The organism is Leuconostoc litchii, from assembly GCF_008107645.1.
GTDB lineage: Bacteria > Bacillota > Bacilli > Lactobacillales > Lactobacillaceae > Leuconostoc > Leuconostoc litchii.
In genome coordinates this window covers 74,224-93,029 of the sequence record NZ_SDGY01000001.1, presented here as the reverse complement: position 1 = coordinate 93,029, position 18,806 = coordinate 74,224, and the positions used below count along the sequence as shown (strand labels likewise).

16 protein-coding genes, 1 tRNA gene and 1 riboswitch are annotated in these 18,806 nt (G+C 35.5%); of the genes, 4 read left to right on the top strand and 13 right to left on the bottom strand.

The genetic code is table 11. The annotated features are described in order from the left end of the window. The first annotated feature begins 103 nt into the window (after positions 1 to 103). Positions 104 to 1,801 carry an NFACT RNA binding domain-containing protein gene (locus ESZ47_RS00425; RefSeq protein WP_148603755.1) on the top strand — a complete coding sequence of 566 codons (1,698 nt, stop codon included), beginning with the start codon at positions 104 to 106 and terminating at the stop codon, positions 1,799 to 1,801. Positions 1,802 to 1,832: 31 nt separating this feature from the next. Here the strand turns inward: ESZ47_RS00425 and ESZ47_RS00420 are convergent, their stop codons facing one another. Genes ESZ47_RS00420 through ESZ47_RS00410 form a run of 3 tightly spaced genes read right to left on the bottom strand, consistent with a single transcriptional unit; the run spans position 1,833 to position 4,020 of the window. Further along, entirely contained in the window at positions 1,833 to 2,588 is a 756-nt protein-coding gene (locus ESZ47_RS00420; RefSeq protein WP_148603753.1) for a class I SAM-dependent methyltransferase, read from the bottom strand. An 8-nt stretch (positions 2,589 to 2,596) separates the two neighbouring features. Further along, a complete protein-coding gene (locus ESZ47_RS00415) occupies positions 2,597 to 3,571 on the bottom strand; it encodes a thymidylate synthase (protein WP_148603750.1) in 975 nt (324 codons plus the stop codon). Continuing rightward, positions 3,571 to 4,020: a nucleoside 2-deoxyribosyltransferase gene (locus ESZ47_RS00410; protein WP_148603748.1), complete on the bottom strand. Its 450-nt coding sequence runs from the start codon at positions 4,018 to 4,020 to the stop codon at positions 3,571 to 3,573. Before ESZ47_RS00410 ends, ESZ47_RS00415 begins: the two co-directional genes overlap by 1 nt. Before the next feature lie 110 nt (positions 4,021 to 4,130). Beyond that, positions 4,131 to 4,247, bottom strand: a riboswitch (TPP riboswitch). 361 nt (positions 4,248 to 4,608) lie between these two features. Here ESZ47_RS00410 and ESZ47_RS00405 point away from each other — a divergent pair. Then, positions 4,609 to 6,975, top strand: coding sequence for a phosphoketolase family protein (locus ESZ47_RS00405; protein WP_148603746.1), 2,367 nt, complete (start codon positions 4,609 to 4,611; stop codon positions 6,973 to 6,975). Between the two features lie 83 nt (positions 6,976 to 7,058). On the opposite strand, the gene argF is transcribed toward ESZ47_RS00405, so the two are convergent. From argF to serC, 8 genes are all read right to left on the bottom strand, one after another. Beyond that, entirely contained in the window at positions 7,059 to 8,069 is a 1,011-nt protein-coding gene (argF, locus tag ESZ47_RS00400) for an ornithine carbamoyltransferase (RefSeq protein ID WP_148603744.1), read from the bottom strand. Beyond that, complete coding sequence (argH, locus tag ESZ47_RS00395; RefSeq protein ID WP_148603743.1) at positions 8,066 to 9,451, bottom strand: argininosuccinate lyase; 1,386 nt, start codon at positions 9,449 to 9,451, stop codon at positions 8,066 to 8,068. Before argH ends, argF begins: the two co-directional genes overlap by 4 nt. 51 nt (positions 9,452 to 9,502) lie before the next feature. Continuing rightward, a complete protein-coding gene (locus ESZ47_RS00390; protein WP_148603741.1) occupies positions 9,503 to 10,729 on the bottom strand; it encodes an argininosuccinate synthase in 1,227 nt (408 codons plus the stop codon). Between the two features lie 188 nt (positions 10,730 to 10,917). Beyond that, positions 10,918 to 12,201 (bottom strand): adenylosuccinate synthase, encoded by a 1,284-nt coding sequence (locus ESZ47_RS00385; RefSeq protein ID WP_148603739.1) that lies wholly within the window; start codon positions 12,199 to 12,201, stop codon positions 10,918 to 10,920. A 306-nt stretch (positions 12,202 to 12,507) separates the two neighbouring features. Beyond that, the gene (locus ESZ47_RS00380; RefSeq protein ID WP_148603738.1) at positions 12,508 to 13,230 is read right to left on the bottom strand and encodes a YebC/PmpR family DNA-binding transcriptional regulator; all 723 of its coding nucleotides are present in this window, start codon (positions 13,228 to 13,230) and stop codon (positions 12,508 to 12,510) included. An 85-nt stretch (positions 13,231 to 13,315) separates the two neighbouring features. Beyond that, positions 13,316 to 13,804: a phosphatidylglycerophosphatase A family protein gene (locus tag ESZ47_RS00375; protein WP_148603736.1), complete on the bottom strand. Its 489-nt coding sequence runs from the start codon at positions 13,802 to 13,804 to the stop codon at positions 13,316 to 13,318. Positions 13,805 to 13,815: 11 nt separating this feature from the next. Continuing rightward, a complete protein-coding gene (locus tag ESZ47_RS00370; RefSeq protein WP_148603734.1) occupies positions 13,816 to 14,994 on the bottom strand; it encodes a 3-phosphoglycerate dehydrogenase family protein in 1,179 nt (392 codons plus the stop codon). After that, positions 14,991 to 16,079, bottom strand: a complete 1,089-nt coding sequence (gene serC, locus ESZ47_RS00365) for a 3-phosphoserine/phosphohydroxythreonine transaminase (RefSeq protein WP_148603732.1) — start codon at positions 16,077 to 16,079, stop codon at positions 14,991 to 14,993. Before serC ends, ESZ47_RS00370 begins: the two co-directional genes overlap by 4 nt. Positions 16,080 to 16,317: 238 nt before the next feature. On the opposite strand from serC, the gene ESZ47_RS00360 reads away from it, so the two are divergent. Next, positions 16,318 to 16,401, top strand: a tRNA-Leu gene (locus ESZ47_RS00360). 59 nt (positions 16,402 to 16,460) lie between these two features. Here the strand turns inward: ESZ47_RS00360 and pta are convergent. Continuing rightward, positions 16,461 to 17,444 carry a phosphate acetyltransferase gene (gene pta / locus ESZ47_RS00355; protein ID WP_148603730.1) on the bottom strand — a complete coding sequence of 328 codons (984 nt, stop codon included), beginning with the start codon at positions 17,442 to 17,444 and terminating at the stop codon, positions 16,461 to 16,463. A 104-nt stretch (positions 17,445 to 17,548) separates the two neighbouring features. Beyond that, entirely contained in the window at positions 17,549 to 18,211 is a 663-nt protein-coding gene (locus ESZ47_RS00350; protein WP_148605686.1) for a uracil-DNA glycosylase, read from the bottom strand. 47 nt (positions 18,212 to 18,258) lie between these two features. On the opposite strand from ESZ47_RS00350, the gene ESZ47_RS00345 reads away from it, so the two are divergent. Further along, on the top strand, positions 18,259 to 18,798 hold the full coding sequence (locus tag ESZ47_RS00345) for an LURP-one-related/scramblase family protein (RefSeq protein ID WP_148603728.1): 540 nt from the start codon (positions 18,259 to 18,261) through the stop codon (positions 18,796 to 18,798). Positions 18,799 to 18,806 lie beyond the last annotated feature (8 nt).

Sequence of the window (18,806 nt, the reverse complement as noted above, 5' to 3'; positions counted from 1 at the left end):
ACAATGAAAGGGTTAGAAATCAACCAGTTGGATGCTTAAAAAATTGATATAAAAAACTTCAATATAAAAATCCACCGAAATAAATTAAAAGGAAGTACCTAAAATGCCGCTAGATGGATTATTTACACATGCAATCGTTCATGAATTGAATAGTTTAATTGTTGGTGGACGTATTACAAAAGTCCATCAACCCTATTCAAATGAAATTGTTTTGGTCGTACGTAATAATGGCCAAAATTATCCGTTACTATTAAGTGCACATCCTAGTTATTCTCGTGCACAAATTACACATATTCCATACGAAAATCCTCAAACTGCACCTAATTTTGTTATGTTCTTACGCCGCTACTTAGAGGGAGCAAAGTTACAAAAAATTGAGCAAATTGAAAACGATCGTATTATTAATTTTTATGTCAATGCACGTGATGAATTAGGTGATATCCAACCTATTCGTTTAACATTGGAAATGATGGGCCGCCATTCGAACTTATTTTTAGTTCGAGAAAAAGATTCACGAATTCTCGAACTGATTAAACATGTCCCTGCAGACCAAAACCGAGTACGTTCACTAGTACCAGGTGCAACATATGTGTTACCACCTGCACAAAATTTGAAAAATCCATTTACTGCAGGAATAGACTCTCTGGCACAAATGATTTTGGATATGTCCTATAAGGACTGGGCCAAACATATTCAGACAACTTATCAAGGATTTGGTCGGGAGTCTGCTGAATCTTTGGCTCGCACTATTAATCAAGATGGTGATCATTTAGCACATGCCCGAGAATGGTTAACTCGTTTTGATAACCTCGCTCCTACACTATTTACTTCAGATAAAGGTGCTTTAACTTATTCTGCATTTAACTGGCTACAAGATAGCGTTACACAAGAATCCTTCCCCACCTTAGGCGAGATGCTTGATGCTTATTATATTGGAAAAGCTGAACGTGAACGAGTTAATCAGCAAGCTGGTACCCTTGTTCGTGTTGTTAAAAATGAGCTAAAAAAGAATATTACAAAGCGAAAAAAACTACTGAAAACATTGGATGAGGCAGAGAATGCCAATGATCTGAAAATAAAAGGTGATTTACTAATCACTTATCCTCACTTAGTTCATAAAGGAATGACAACTGTTAAGATTGAAAATTATTATGATAATAATAATTTATTAGACATTGCACTAGATCCTAAATTAGATGGACTCAAAAATGCTGAAAAATATTTTAATAAATATCGTAAGCTGCGAACAGCTGTAGATTATGTCAATAAGCAACTAAGTTTAACTGACAATGAGATTGACTATTTCAACAATATCATGGCCCAGTTAGATGTTGCTTCACCAAAAGATGTCGAAGACATTCGCATAGAATTAACGGCTGAAGGTTATCTTCGCGCTAACAAGAAAAATAAACAAAAGCCAAAAGTATCAAAACCAGATAAGTTTGAAAGTTCAGACGGTACATTGATTGAAGTTGGTAAAAATAACTTACAAAATGAACGGCTTTCTCTCAAGCAAGCTGATCGTCGTGATATTTGGTTACATGTACAAAAAATTCCCGGTTCCCATGTTATCATTCATAGTGCAACACCAAGCGATGATACTTTACTTGAAGCAGCTAAGTTAGCTGCATATTATAGCAAAGCCCGTGACTCGGCTAATGTGCCTGTTGATTATCTACCTGCTGGAAAGTTGCGCAAACCGAATGGTTCAAAACCAGGATTTGTTATTTTTGAAGGCCAGCAAACATTATATGTTACGCCAGACGCTACTTTAGTATCACAACTGAAAGTTAAAAAATAAAAGTACGCACCTTGATCGTAGGTGCGTACTTTTATTTTTTTGCCTGATAAAGAATAAACGGAGCTTTTATTTTTTCATTTGACCAATCATAATACTTATATTGTTTTTCTATTTGTTTTATTTCTTCGGACGTAAAGTCATTTAGTTTAGGATATAATACTTCAACTTGCTTAAATCCTGATTGAGTTAAATTTCGTTCGTACATTTTAGTGGGCCAATGAAAATCGTTTAAAATAAGATGCTCGTTACTACCAATATTTAGTTTTTCAACACGATGCTCGCCATAATGATATTTTTTCCCAGATATACCGTTTTGAAATGTAGAAAATGATACTCCTGTGTTATTGGGGTTGGTATCTAAAATAATAAAACGTCCATTTGGTTTCAGCTTACAATATATCTGGTTCATGATATTACATATACGTTTTTCAGAAGAATTATTTATAAAAACATAACAGGCTATGGCACTATCAAGACTATTATCTTGTATAAAATCTAAGTTATCATTTTCAACCTTAGTATAGTTAACACACTCATGAGGCCGTTCTTTTCTAGCGATATCAATCATTTTAGCTGATTCATCAATTGCAAACACGCTAGCTGATAATTTTTCAGCTAATTGTAAAGACACTTTTCCAGGTCCACAGCCATAATCTAAAATTGTTTTAGATTGATAAGACCTCAACATAGAAATGACCAGATTATAACCTAAAACTTGTTCTAGGACATCATTATACCTATTAAATTTATCAGCGATTATTTCATCTTTAAAAATATTTTCTATCATAAAATTTCCTAACTTAGTTGAGTTGGCCACTTATTAACAAGCAAATACTGATATATGGGCCATAGATGTTTGAACAACTGTATATCAATATTTTTATGATAGTGGATCATTTGATAAATACTAAATAGCGCTAATATTTGTCGCCAATAATCTGATAATCCAGTATTTTTGATAAACTGCCAATCTACCGTCAACTCGTTTAATCTTAGCATTTTTTCATATTTCATCAATTCCGTTAGCATTGGCCAATTATTACCATTGGGCATTATAGGCTGTTCAAAATTGGTTTGATCTTGCTGCCGCATAACATGCTGAGCCCATTGATTATCTGGTTCATAAATATGCATTGTACCGACTTGATGATAGTAGTTACCAACTTCAATGCCCAATTCACGTGCCATAAATTCTTGCATAAAGGTAAATGAGAACGTATCACTTACAATGCCACGAAAGGCATCATTAGCACGCATATAGGCAACCATATGTAATTGTTTTTCTCGAATCATAAATTGTAATGCTAATGTACATGAGACATCCAAATTATTCTTAATCATCAATTCATCTGCATTAAATATTTGTATTACAGCTCGTTTTGAATCTGGATCTTGTCTCAAAACCTCTTTAACATTTTGCCATTGATTAGTTTTTTGATTGTTAAAGTTAAATATTTTTGTGCCGTATGCTGTTCCTGTTAATGTTTTATTGTCCATTGAATAATCAGGCATCCGCTTATTATAATAACTGATAAAATCCAAATCATTTTTCCCAGTTAAATACCAAAGTGCTTCAGCAATATTAAAAACAATATTTGTCTTTCTCAACGAATTCAATACGATTCTTTGAGTTGGATTATTTAATTTGAAGTTCATACCTAATTTTTCTCGACTACTGAATCCACGTGGTTGATTAAAAAATTCTGCATGATAATAAACTTCTTCTAAAATCGATACATAGGCTTCATTAAAATTATTATAAACTTTCATCAGATAATACGCTCTCTGTCAATATAATCTATTTTTGATAGGCATTCTATCATATTTTCATAATATATGTATTCAACATTAGCAATAGTCTGTAAACCCCTTATCAAATAAGCATAGTCTACATTTTTTCTCAAACATAAAATAATTCTTTTATTAAAAGCCGAAGCCCATCCTATTTCAATATGTGTTCCCGGTGATGCAGGATTACCTGGAAAAGCAATGAAAATATTACAATCTTCAATAGCACTATAGTCAGCAGCAGTACATTGGTTAGGGGTCATCATTTTTAATCCCCATTTTTCCCTTTTATGTGCATTATCAACTATGTAATTCTTATTTTCTAAAAATTGAATTATTTTTTTAATTTCTCGTAAACTACTTGATTGCAATACATTGTCTACAGTTAATAGTTGTTTAAAAGGTGCCGCCAAAAAAATTCGTTCACACAAAAAATGCCTCCTCAATTTGTTAAAAAGAAAAACAGTGTTTACAACAACATTGATGTATATTGCAAACACTGTTTAGATATAGTATGACGATTAATGTGGTCCCCAAAAAAACCATATATCTCATACTTTCCTACGCTGTTTGCTACAGATCAGGTTCAAAGGGTTCAAAGATAACATCTTGTCTCTCAGCTTTTGATATTGCTATAAAAGCACCCCTAGTATGTTATGACTAACAAAATTGATTCTAGCATACTTAAAGAATAGTGTGCAAATTTTTTTCAAACAAAAATTCCTTTTTTCTATCAAAATGCTATCATATCAGTATTTTAATTATATATTAAGATCCCAATAAATAAATTGGTACGGCCCAATATAAATATTGGTGTTGACTTTTTTATTGTTAACATTTACGATAAACATGTAAAAAGATAGCTTGATAATACAACCAGCTTTTTATTTTGTATGATTAGTTTTGGTCGTTTAGTATACTTTGCAAAGTTATTTTGTATCTTGAAAATGCTTTTTACATTATTCCTGTAGTGCGCACTCACGTATCTTGTTATACACTAATTGGAGGAATTTATATCAATGAACACTGATTCAACAACGTATCTAAAAAATTTAGATGCTTACTGGCGAGCTACTAATTATTTGTCGGTCGGTCAATTATATTTATTAGAAAATCCTTTACTCAAAGAGAAACTAACACCTTCTCAGGTTAAAATTCATCCCATCGGTCATTGGGGAACAATTCCCAGTCAGAATTTTATTTATGCGCATTTAAACCGTGCTATTAATAAATTTGACCTAAATATGTTTTATATTGAAGGCCCAGGTCATGGCGGACAAGTAATGATTTCCAATGCTTATCTTGATGGAAGCTATACTGAAGCATTCCCAGAAATTACACAGGATGAATCCGGAATGCAAAAAATGTTTAAACGCTTTTCATTCCCTGGTGGCGTAGCTTCTCACGCCGATCCTAAAGTTCCTGGTTCTATACACGAAGGTGGAGCACTGGGTTACTCTATTTTACACGGAGCTGGCGCTGTTTTAGATAACCCGGATTTAATTGCTGCAGTTGTTGTAGGAGATGGAGAAGCTGAAACTGCCCCATTAGCTACCTCTTGGCATGTTAATAAGTTCTTAAATCCTAAAAATGATGGCACTGTCTTACCAATTCTTAATTTAAATGGTTTCAAGATTGCTAATCCAACTGTCTTATCGCGTGAATCAGATGAAACACTCACCGAATACTTTCATAGCCTTGGTTGGCATCCATATTTTGTCAGTTCATTTGAAAAGCCAATCATGCAAGTCCACGAAGAAATGGCTCAAACTATGGATACAGTTTTTGAAGAAATAAAAGCCATTCATGAAAATGCCTCACAACAATCAAAAGATGATGTTACCCGTCCATTATGGCCAATGATTATATTGCGTTCACCAAAAGGTTGGACTGGTCCAAAAACTTGGGACGGTGAACCCATTGAAAACTCGTTTCGTGCACATCAAATTCCAATTCCAGCCGATCAAAATCATCCGGAATATATTCCACAACTTGTCGAGTGGTTAGAATCTTATCAACCAGAAGAATTGTTTGATAAAAAAGGACGCCTTGCCAAAAATATTCAATCAGTATTACCAAAAAAATCATTACGTATGGCTACTAACCATGTTACAAATGCAGGTATTATTGAACCTTTATCATTACCCAACATTAATAACTATTTAATTAATCATGAGCAACCCGGAAAAGATTTAGCACAAGATGCTGTTGTGTTAGGTCACTACTTACGTGATATCATCAATCATAATCCGACTAATTTTCGTGGTTTTGGACCAGACGAAACTGCCTCTAATCGTTTCCAAGATATTTTTGAGACAACTAATCGACAATGGCTACTACCAATAAAAGAACCAAATGATTTATTTATGGCACCTGAGGGTCGCATTATTGATTCAATGCTATCTGAACATTATGATGAAGGTATGCTAGAAGCTTATACCTTAACTGGTAGACACGGATTTTTTGCTAGTTATGAAGTATTTATCCGTGAAGTGGACGATATGATTGTCCAACATTTTAAATGGTTAAACCATTCACATGATGTTTCATGGCGTAAAAACGTACCTGCGTTAAATATTATTGCTGATTCTACTGTTTTCCAACAGGATCACAATGGTTACTCTCACCAAGATCCAGGTGTTACAACAATGTTATATGAGAAACAACCTGATTTCATTCGTGAATTTTTCCCAGCAGATGCTAATAGTTTAGTTGCAACATTTGAAAAGGCAGCCAAATCAACACAACGTATTAACTATATTGTGGCTAGTAAACATCCCCGCTTACAGTGGTTCTCTCCTACTGAAGCCAAACAACTAGTTCATCAAGGATTGCGTATTATTGATTGGGCAAGTACCGATAATGGCAGTAAACCAGATATCGTTATTGCTTCTGCTGGATCAGAACCAACAACTGAAAGTCTAGCAGCTATTCATATATTGCATAAATATATACCATTTCTCAAAATACGTTACATTAATGTGTTAGACTTATTCAAATTAAGAGCAGATGTTAATTATGGTCTAAGTAATACAGAGTTTGATTCCTACTTTACAACCGATGTCCCAGTATTATTCGTATTCCACGGTTATGAACCCATGATTGAATCAATTTTCTTTAAGCGAAATAATCATCATCTTAATGTTCACGGATATCGTGAGGTCGGTGATATTACAACACCATTTGACATGCGTGTATTGAATAAAATTGATCGTTTTAATTTAGTCAAGTCGGCTATCAACATGTTGTCTGAAGAAATCCAAACAAACTATGCTTTTGTTATGCAGGAAATGACAGATAAATTAGCAGAACACAATGCTTTTACAAAATCTCAAGGAACTGATCTACCCGAAATTGAGAATTGGCGTTGGACAGCTCTAAAGTAACTATAATATTTTTTAATGAAAATAATAACACTAAACTCGAACAAAAAGGATTCTAATTGCACTAGAATCCTTTTTCATTTATTTTAATTTAGTATAAACATGTTACCCAAAGTAGCTGCCATAACAGCCTTAATCGTATGTAGCCTATTTTCAGCTTGTTCAAATTGATGCGCGTAAGGTGCGTGGAACACTTCATCAGTAATTTCCATTTCCTTAATACCGAACTTATCATAGATATCCTGTGCCATTTTAGTATTTAAATCATGAAAAGCTGGTAAATCATGCAACACAATAACCTGCTCATTATGTGTTTTTTCAACCAGTGATTTATTAATTTGATATGGTGTCAATAACTTGATTCTTTCAGCAAAAGTATTTTCTTCACCCATCGAAGCCCAAACGTCAGTATACAAAATATCAACACCATTGACACCTGCATCTATATTATCAGTAATTAACAATTTAGCACCTGATTCAGCTGCTTTTTGATTAGCCAACGTTATAATTTTTGCACTGGGCTGTAAACTTTTGGGTGAAACAATGTGCACATTAACCCCAAGTATTGCTCCTGTAACCAATAAAGAATTCGCGACATTATTACGTCCATCACCCATATAGGCTAGTGTAGCTCCGGTTATGTGACCTAATTGTTCTTTTATAGTCAAAAAGTCAGCTAACATTTGTGTTGGATGCCAATCATCAGTCAAGCCATTCCAAACTGGCACACCACTATATTCAGCCAAACCTTCTACCACCTCTTGTGAGAAGCCGCGATACTCAATCGCATCGTACATACTACCAAATACCTTGGCTGTATCTTCTAGAGATTCTTTTTTACCGAACTGAATATCATTTTTCCCTAAAAATTCTGGATGAGCCCCTAAATCATTGGCAGCAACTGTAAATGCTGAACGTGTTCGAGTAGATGTTTTTTCAAACAATAACGCAATATTCTTACCTTCTAAATATTTATGGGGAATATTATTTTTCTTCAAATATTTAAAATGAGCTGCCAAATCAATTAATGTTTCTAATTCTTTCTTATTAAAATCTATCTCTTTCAAAAAAGATTTACCTTGAAAATGTGATTTCATCCCCTTGCCTCCAATATTTTTTGATTACGTAGAATTTCTTTTTTAACGTTTTCAACAGCGGTACCGCCAATGGACGTACGACGGTTAACGGCGGTTTCAGAAGCTAACTTATCATAAATATCTTCCTCAATTTGTGGTGCCGCTGCTTGTAAATCAGATAAATTCATTTTTTGTAATGGTGTTTTTGATTGAATACCAATTAAAACAAGTTGTCCAACAATCGCATGTGCTTCACGAAATGGCACACCTTTTGTTGCTAAATAATCAGCCAATTCAGTCGCATTTGAAAAGTCATCTTGTGTGGTTGCTAACATTCGTTCTTTATGGACAGTCAAACCATTTAACATTCCTGTGAATACTTTAACAGATGCCAAAACAGTGTCCATAATATCAAAAACTTGTTCCTTATCTTCTTGCATATCTTTGTTATATGCCAGTGGCAATGATTTCATTGTTGTCAATAAGGACATCAATGAACCGTAAGTTCTGCCAGTTTTACCACGAACCAATTCTGCAAAATCAGCATTCTTTTTTTGGGGCATAATGGATGACCCCGTTGAAAAATCGTCAGATAATTCAATATAATTAAACTCATACGTTGACCACAAAATTAGCTCTTCTGCCATTCTTGATAAATGCATCATAAGTATTGAAGCATTTGATAAAAATTCTAATGCAAAATCACGATCTGAAACTGCATCTAATGAATTATGGTAGATAGCATCAAATCCTAACTCATCTGCGACAAATTCACGGTCAATTGGAAACGTTGTACCAGCTAATGCAGCAGCACCCAACGGTGAAATACTAGCATGCTTTTGGTTAAATTCAAAACGTTCATAATCACGTTGAAACATCTCAAAGTATGCCAAAAGATAATGACCATAAGTAATTGGTTGCGCATGTTGTAAGTGTGTGTATCCCGACATTACCGTATCAGCATGTTCATCAGCAAGGACCAAAAGTTCAGCTTGCAACTCTGTTAGCACCTCTAAAACATGCGGCAAGCGATGCTTAACCCATAAATGAAAATCTGTAGCAACTTGATCATTACGTGATCGTGCTGTATGTAATTTACCAGCTACAGGTCCAATTTTTTCAGTCAATAATGACTCCATATTCATGTGAATATCTTCATTCTTAACATCAAATACAATTTTCCCTGCTTCTAATTCTTCGTATAACGCAGTCAATCCATTAACAATTTCTTTTGACTCTTCATTACTAATAATCCCTTGCTTCCCTAGCATTTTAGCATGGGCAATTGAGCCTTCGAGATCTTCAGATGCCATCTTTTGATCAAAGTGAATTGATGCACCGAACTCATCCACCCATTCTGCAGCTTTAGCAGTAAAACGTCCACCCCATAATTTATCACTCATATGTTTCATTGCTCCCTTACACTTATGTACGCGAGCTAAACTCGCATGATCTTACTTTACGGTATTCTTTTTTGGTTGTGAATGAACATGATTAACTTGTTCATACACAGTATTACTTAACGTCCACAACTTAATGAAACCAACAGCTGAAGCTTGATCAAATGATGATGATGACGTATATGTTGCTAAATCCTCATCATACAATGAGTTGTGCTCAGATTGACGTGCAACAGCTGTAGCATTGCCCTTAAATAACTTCATTTTCACTACACCGTTAACATTCTTTTGTGTGTCATCAATAAATGCCATTAAGCTGTCAAATAATGGTGATACCCACTTTGCTTCATAAACTAAATTGGCTAATTGTTGCTCAACAATGGGTTTGAAATGAGCCACATCACGTTCTAGTGTTAAATCTTCCAAATCTTTATGTGCTGTCATTAATACGGCTGCAGCTGGCGCTTCATAAATTTCACGAGACTTGATGCCGACTAAACGATTTTCAATATGGTCAATACGCCCTATTCCATGAATACCGGCAATTTTGTTCACTTTGATAATCAGTTTTTCTAATGATAACTGTTCATTATTAAGTGCGACTGGCACACCTTCTTCAAAAGTGATATCAATAAATTCTGGTGTATCTGGCGCATCTTCAATTGCCGCTGTTAGAGCAAATGCATCTTCAGGTGCTTGATTCCATGGGTTTTCTAGGATACCGGCTTCATTAGCACGACCCCATAAATTTTCATCAATAGAATATGGCGAATCCAAGTTAATAGGTACAGGAACATCATGAGCTTGTGCATATTCAATTTCTTCTTCACGTGACCACTGAAAATCACGAATCGGTGCTTCAATTTTCATATCTGGATCAAGCGAATGAATAGCAGCTTCGAATCGTACTTGATCATTTCCATGTCCTGTTGAACCGTGAGCAATGGCCACTGCATCATTTTCATGTGCAATATCAACTAACTTTTTAATAATCAGTGGACGTGATAATGCAGATACCATTGGGTATTCGCCTTCATACATCATGTTTGCTTTAATCACTGGCGCAACATATTTATCTGCAAATTCCGCCTTTGCATCAATCACGATGGACTGTTTAGCACCGACTTTCAATGCTTTTGCTTGAATTTCATTTAAATCTTTACCATGTTGTCCAACATCTAGTACAACAGCAATAATATCGTAGCCTTTATCTTTTAACCAAGGAATGGCCACTGAAGTATCTAAACCACCTGAATACGCTAATACTAATGTGTCTGTCATAATTGTGCCCTCGTTATTTTCTTTAGCTTTTCAATGACTTTATATTACCGCCAATTGATTAAATATGCAATAATAATCCTTTTTTATACATTATAAAACTGTATATGTTGTTTTTTATGTATATTAATAAAAAAATAAGCAATTAAAACAAAATAATTTGTTTTAATTGCTTATTTCTATTATATAATTTATGCCCAAACTGGACGTAATAAATGCGTTTGCTCTGGCTTTGGACCAACAGCAAAGCTTAACAACTCAACCTCCAATAATTCAGAGATACGTTTCAAATAATTTTGTGCATTTACTGGCAAATCTTCAAACTTAGTTACACCAGTAATATCTTCTTCCCAACCTGGCAAAGTTTCAAAATTGACATCCAATCCTTTGAACCAAGTATCTGATGCTGGGAAATGATGAATTTCTTCACCTTTATAATTATATGATGTTGCAATTTTAATTTCTTTTAGACCAGATAAAACATCTAATGAATTAATGGCCAGCTTTGTAAGACCAGATACTTGTACTGCATGACGCAGTGCAACTACATCTAGCCACCCAATACGACGAGGACGCTTTGTCACTACACCATACTCATGTCCAATTTCTCTAATATGATCTGCAGTTGCATCAAACAATTCAGTTGGGAAAGGTCCCTCACCAACACGTGATGTATAAGCTTTAATAACTCCTACAACATCTTGAATTTGCTTTGGTCCAACACCAGCACCGTTCATAACACCACCGGCTGTAGGATTTGAACTTGTAACGTATGGATAAGTACCATGGTCCACATCCAACATTACACCTTGCGCGCCCTCGAAAACAACGCGTTTATTTTCTTTCATTTGTTGGCCAAGCAAATATGATGTATCTGTTACATATGGCGCTAATTTACGACCGTATTCGACATATTTGTTATAAATTTCATCGTAATCGAGTGCTTCCTCGCCATATAATTTTGTTAATTGAGCGTTTTTAAATGGCAAGTATTCTTTCAATAATTTACCGAAAATTTCGGGATCAATTAAGTCAGCAATACGGATACCAACACGTGATATTTTATCTGTATAAGCTGGTCCAATTCCTTTTTTGGTTGTACCAATACGGTTATTTGACGCTGATTCAGATGCTTTATCTAACGCAATATGATAAGGCATAATAACATGCGCACGATTGGATATAATCAAATTTTCAACTGTAATACCTTGAGATTCAACTTCTTTAATCTCAGCTAACAATGCTTCTGGGTTAATCACAACACCATTACCCAAAACTGCAAGTTGTCCCTTTGTCACAATTCCTGATGGCAATGCTGATAATTCAAACTTTGTATCACCATGCCAAATTGTGTGCCCTGCGTTATTACCACCTTGATAACGCACTACTGCATCCGCATGTTCCGCGAAAAAGTCAACAATTTTACCTTTTCCTTCATCACCCCATTGCGAACCAACAACAATTACACCAGACATATATTTTTTCTCCTGTAACATCAATAGCTGCTTTCAGACGGGATAGGCTTGTCGGAGAAAACTAGTTACGTATAAAAAATAATAACTAATCTGTTTGCACCTATCTGTGAGTGTCCCTCTATTGATGTTGATTTTTTAGTAGAAAACGAACATTAAATACATTAAACGTTTTTTACTTATCCATTTTACCATATTTTCAAAATACATTTTGAGAATATTACTAATATTTTCTAACATTCATGGTATTTGATTTAGTTTATTAGTCTTTTAGCAAAATAAAAAAGGACTATTTTTGTCCTTTTAAAACTAGTCTGCTGTTGTATAAACCGCTAAAACATCTTCATTTTCTTCTAACTCATCGACCAATCTATCAAGCTTTTCACGATCTTCATCAGAAATATCCATTGAATTTTGAGCAATCATTGTAACTTCAGATTCTTCAAACGCATAACCAGCATCTGTCAAAGCAGATTCTACAGTTTGAAAATCGGCTGGTTCTGTATAAATTTCAAAAGCTTCGTCAGAAGTTTGTACATCTTCTGCACCAGCTTCTAAAGCAGCTTCCAATATTGTGTCTTCATCTAACTCTGGATATGCTGTACGGTCGATAGCTAAATATCCCTTTCGATCGAATTGAAAGGCAACAGAACCTGAAGTACCTAACGCACCTCCAAAATGTTTGAATGAATTACGAATTGACGATACAGTTCGGTTAATATTATCTGTTGATGTCTCTACTAAAACAGCTACACCAGCCGTACCATAACCCTCATAAGTTACTTCTTCAAACTTTTGACCCCCGGCACCAGATGCCTTGTCTAATGCACGCTGAATATTATCTTTAGGCATGTTTGCTGCTTTAGCCTTTTCAACAACTAACCGCAATGATGCATTCATATCTGGATCAGCACCACCAGCTTTTGCAGCAACATATAAGTCGTGCGCTATCTTTTGAAAAATTTTACCACGCTTAGCATCTTGGGCGTTTTTACGACCTTGAATGTTATGCCATTTACTGTGTCCTGACATTGTGTCATCTCCTTGAAATTAATGAATAACGCTTCTATTTTAACAAAAACTGACCACATTTTCCAGTAAAACAAGGTGATGTATATTAATATTGGTTGCCACCTAGCAGTTCCAAATACGACATTGCGGCACTAGCAATTAAAGCTGCTAAAATATCATCTAAATATACATTGATGCTATCTGTCTTATCGTTAATTTTGCCAATTAATCCTGGTTTTAAATCGTCTAACAAGCCATAATGCACTGTAGCTGCTGCTGAAAATTGTTGTGTGATAGCAATAGCTAAGATTTCATCTACATTATGGCCGTTTGCATCACGTCGCAAGCGTGCTTTAAGTGGTTGATCCTCTGGCATCACTTCTGCTTGCTCATCTAAGTAAACAGCCGTTAAAATAATATCAGCCACTTCATCCTTATACAATACATGCTCAATTGATTTTGTCAGAATATCTTCGTTAATGGCATCATGGTATTTATTTGTTAAAAACGTGCGTGTACCATCGGCGATGTCTTTAAAAGATACACCACGGCGGGCTAATGTTTTGATTGCAGATTCTTGTAATTCTTTGGTCATTGTTTTTTCCTTTAAATATTTGCGTTCACATAACGACGTGTCAAAATAACATGTGGTATTTCATCTAGGGCTGTTTTCACTAATTCTTGTTGGTCTTTTGTAAAATCATTAATTGCGACCATTGTATATGCGTATGGTCCTACAGCTCGATTACTTAATTGCTCAATGTTAATACTGTGATCACCGAAGAATTTTGAAATTTGTCCAATCATGTTAGGTACATTTTCATGAATAATGCCAACACGATATTTGGTTGTAAAAGGTTCATTTATATCGGGATAGTTAACTGAGTTAACGATATTTCCCGTTGTTAGATACTCATCCAATTGACGTACAGCCATTAGTGCACTCGTATCTTCAGCTTCAATGGTTGATCCACCAATATGAGGAGTAATAATGACCTTGGGATTATCAAATAGAACATCATCGGCAAAATCGGTAATATAGACACGTAACTTATCATTATCCAAAGCATCTTTTGCTGCACTATCGTCAACAATCCCACCACGAGAAAGATTAAGTAATGCAGCCGTTGGCTTCATCAAAGCTAATTTATCAGCATCAATAAAGTATTTATTTTTTTCTTCCAAAGGAATGTGAACGGTCACATAATCAGCTTGTGTCAAAACTTCTTCAACATTTCGAGCATGTAAAACATGTCGATCTACACGCCAAGCAGTATTAGCATTCAGTCCTGGGTCGTAGCCAATAACATCCATATCAAGCGCTAAAGCTGTGTTAGCTACCTTCGAACCAACATTACCAAGACCAATAACACCCAATGTTTTGCCTGCTAATTCTGTACCACGATACCCACCTTTGTTAGATTCTGTTCGCAAAGAAACATCACCACCGCGTGTATCATTAGCGAAATCAATTGCACCAATGACTGGACGAGCAGCAAGTACTAATGAAGCAATAGTTAATTCCTTTACCGCATTCGCATTACCACCTGGTGTATTAAAAACAACTATACCTCTCTTTGATAATTCTTCTACTGGAATATTGTTAAATCCAGCGCCAGCACGTACAATAGCACGCACATCTTCATCGATTGGTTCGTTATGTAAATTCTGTGAACGTAATAAAATAGCCTTAGGTGCTTCATCGCTATTAATTTCATAGTGATGTGCCTTCAAATAGTCAATGCCTTTTGAACTAATAGCGTTATATGTTTTAATATTTGTCATTTGTACTCTTTTTCTGCTTTCTTCAAAAATGTAATCAGTGCGTCAACAGCTTCTTGAGGTTGTGCATTATACAATGAAGCACGGAACCCACCAACAGAACGATGACCATTAAGATTGAATAAACCTGCTTTCGCGGCTTCTTTCGCAATAACCTGATCACGTTCTAAATTATTTGTTGTAAACACAACATTTGTCAATGAACGTGCCGAATTATCAACAAGTGCTTGGTAAAAACTAGAATTATCTATATAATCATACAGTTTAGAAGATTTTTTAATATTTTGGGCATACATACTATCCACCCCACCCTGCTCTTGTACCCACTCAAGTACTAAGTCTAATGCATAGATTGAAAATACGGGTGGTGTGTTATACATAGAATGTTTATCCAAATAACTTTGATAACGCAACATGGAACCAACATGTTGAATATTTTGTTCAGCTAACCAATCTTTTTTTACAATTGCAACCGTAACACCAGCAGGACCCAAGTTTTTTTGAGCACCAGCAAAAATCGCATCAAATTGATTGACATCATATGGTTCTGCTAAGATATTAGAACTCATATCAGCTGTCATTCTTCCTGTTGTTTTTGGCAAATTATCCTGATGGTACGTTGCCCCTTCAATGGTATTATTGGTCGTTAGATGCAAATAATCGTAATCATCAGCGTGAAAATCAGGTGACAACATTGGCAAATGGTGATATTTATCATCTTTTGAACTATCTAAAATAATCGCTGTTTTGCCTATCGCTGTTGCTGCTGTTGCTGCCTTAGCGGCAAAATTACCTGAGTCTAATACAGCAATTTTATTTTTACGATTAGCAAAATTCAATGGTAACATCTCAAATTGTGTGGAACCGCCTCCTTGAATAAAAGCAACACCATAATCGTCAGAGATGTTCATCAAATCACGTAAGCGTTCTTCAGCACTAGCTATAATCTCTTCGAACTGACTAGAACGATGAGAAATCTCAATGATAGACATGTGCGTAAATTCATTCTTAGTGAATTCATCTTTTATTTTAGTCAAAACCGGCGTTGGTAGAACGCCTGGACCAGCCGAAAAATTGTAGTTTGTCATTAAAATACCTTTCAATATACAAAAAGACAACACAAGTATCTAAACCCATGTTGTCCGTCATTTCTACGCTATCGCACGCAAAGAATCCCGATCACATGAGTGGTCGAGTGGAGGATGATGTTTGATTAAAGATTGATCGATTCATGATACATCCCTATTTCTTTGAGTAATTTAATATTACTATACTAAGAAAATTTGTCAACCTTTATTTTTTCAGGTATAATGAAAAAGTTGAATTGCGGATATGGCGGAACTGGCAGACGCGTACCGTTCAGGTCGGTATGGTGGCAACACCGTGCAGGTTCGATTCCTGTTATCCGCATAGTAAAAAAGAGCCTAACCTTAATGGTGTTAGGCTCTTTTTTACTATACTTTAGCGATTTACTGTAGTGCTTGTGCAGCAGTAATAATTGCTACTTTATAGACATCTTCTTCATTAGCTCCCCGAGATAAATCAGAAACTGGTTTTGCTAATCCTTGTAAAATAGGACCTATGGCTTCAAAACCACCCAAACGTTGCGCAATCTTATAACCAATATTACCTGCTTCTAGGCTTGGGAAAATAAAGGTATTGGCTTGCCCAGCAACCTTTGAATCAGGTGCCTTTGACACGGCAACAGATTCAACGATTGCAGCATCAAACTGAAGTTCACCATCAATAGAATCTGCTAATTCTGGTGCCAAGTCTTTGGCTAATTTGGTAGCCTTTGCAACTTTGTCAACTAATGGTGACTTCGCTGATCCCTTAGTTGAAAATGAAAGCATAGCAACCTTAGGATCAATGTCAAATACCTTTGCTGTATTTGCTGATTGTACAGCAATTTCAGCCATCGTTTCAGCATCAATATCAATATTAATGGCAGCATCAGAGAAGACGTAACGTTGATCACCTTTTTGCATGATGAAAGCACCTGAAATGCGAGATGAACCGGGTGCCGTTTTAATGATTTGCAAGGCTGGTCGAACTGTATCTCCTGTTGGGTGAACCGCTCCCGAAACCATACCATCAGCCTTACCAGTATAGACCAGCATTGTACCAAAATAATTCACATTTTGTAACCATTTTGTGGCTGTATCAGCGTCTGTCTTACCTTTACGACGTTCAACTAAACTAGCATTTAACTTGGCTAGCTCTTTTTCATCATAAGTGGCTGGGTCAATAATTTCTAGCGAAGATAAATCAAAATTATTAGCCTGTGCTACTTCAGAAATTTTTTGAGCATTTCCCAACAAAATTGGTTTAACCAATTTATCCGTGGCTAACCTAACCGCGGCTCCTTGAATACGCACGTCCTCACCTTCAGGAAAGACAATTGTTTTATTTTTACCGATAATTTTATTTTTTAACTGCTCAAAAAGTTCCATAATTCCTCCAAATTCGCTTCTACGAATTATTTCTTTACATTTTAATTGTAACAAACAAATATGTAAAAGTCTGCGAAATTGAGTATTTTTGTGAATTTATTCACTCAGTTTAACCAATTAATAGGTTGTCTTTCATTTTCAATCAAAAATTGATTAGCTTTCGAAAACGGTTGGCTTCCAAAAAAACCACGATATGCGGATAAAGGACTGGGGTGGGCACTCATCAATACTAGATGTTTTGATTCATCAATAAGCTTTCGCTTTGACTGCGCAAATTTCCCCCACAAAATGAAGACCTTAGGTGCCTCATCCTCTGAAGCAATTTGTATTAACGCATCGGTTAGTGGTTCCCAAATTATACCTTGATGTGCATTAGCTTTTCCCTCTGGAACTGTCAGTACTGCATTGAGTAACAATACACCCTGCATCGACCAGCTGGTTAAATCATGAGATTTACGAGAACCAATATCTGTGGATAGTTCCTTCAATATATTTTGTAATGAAGGTGGTGCTGGAATACTGTCTGGTACTGAAAAGCTTAATCCTTGCGCTTGATCGATCTCATGGTAGGGATCTTGACCCATAATAATGACTTTAGTACTTGGCAACGGGGTCTTTTCAAGAGCATTGAATATTTTTTCTTGCGGTGGAAAAACACGCTGCTGATCGTGGTATGTTTCCTGTATAAATGCAGCTACTCGATTTAAATATTCTGATGTTAATTTACTTTTGACAGCTGGTGCCCATGTTGTATGTGATAATGACATTTTTTCTTCTTTCATGATAAACTAATAATTGAATATGAGGTTTGCAAATGACAAAATATTACTTACGCCAACGACATAGCATTAACGATGGGGTCAACATTGTTTTTGATCAAGAACTCAAGGCAACTTACTTGGTTTCCGGTAGATCTGGAAAAAAATCTGACGAAATTCAAGTTCAAGATATGTCTGGAGTTGTTTTAGTGAGAATCCGGCAAACATCTTATGGTATTGCACCAAGATTTACCTTAAACTATCGTGGTCACATCGTCGGTAGTATTAGCTTTACTCTTGGTCATCTAAGTGATTTTGTATACGTTAGACATCTTGGTTGGCTAATATCTGGAAATTTCATTGCAAACCGTTACGTCATATACCACAATACCAAAAAATTGCTCAGTGTCAAACCTGAAAATCGTCCTGATGGTATTTATAACCAGCTTAAAGTAACCTTTGACTCACAAGCACCCGTTCATATTGCTATTGCCGCTTTACTAGATATTTGGGGTGTTAAATCTAATCCACTTACTCATTTAAACTGGCTAAAAGGAAAAAGTAACCTCTCCTATCGTTCTACCTACACAAAATAAAAAACTCG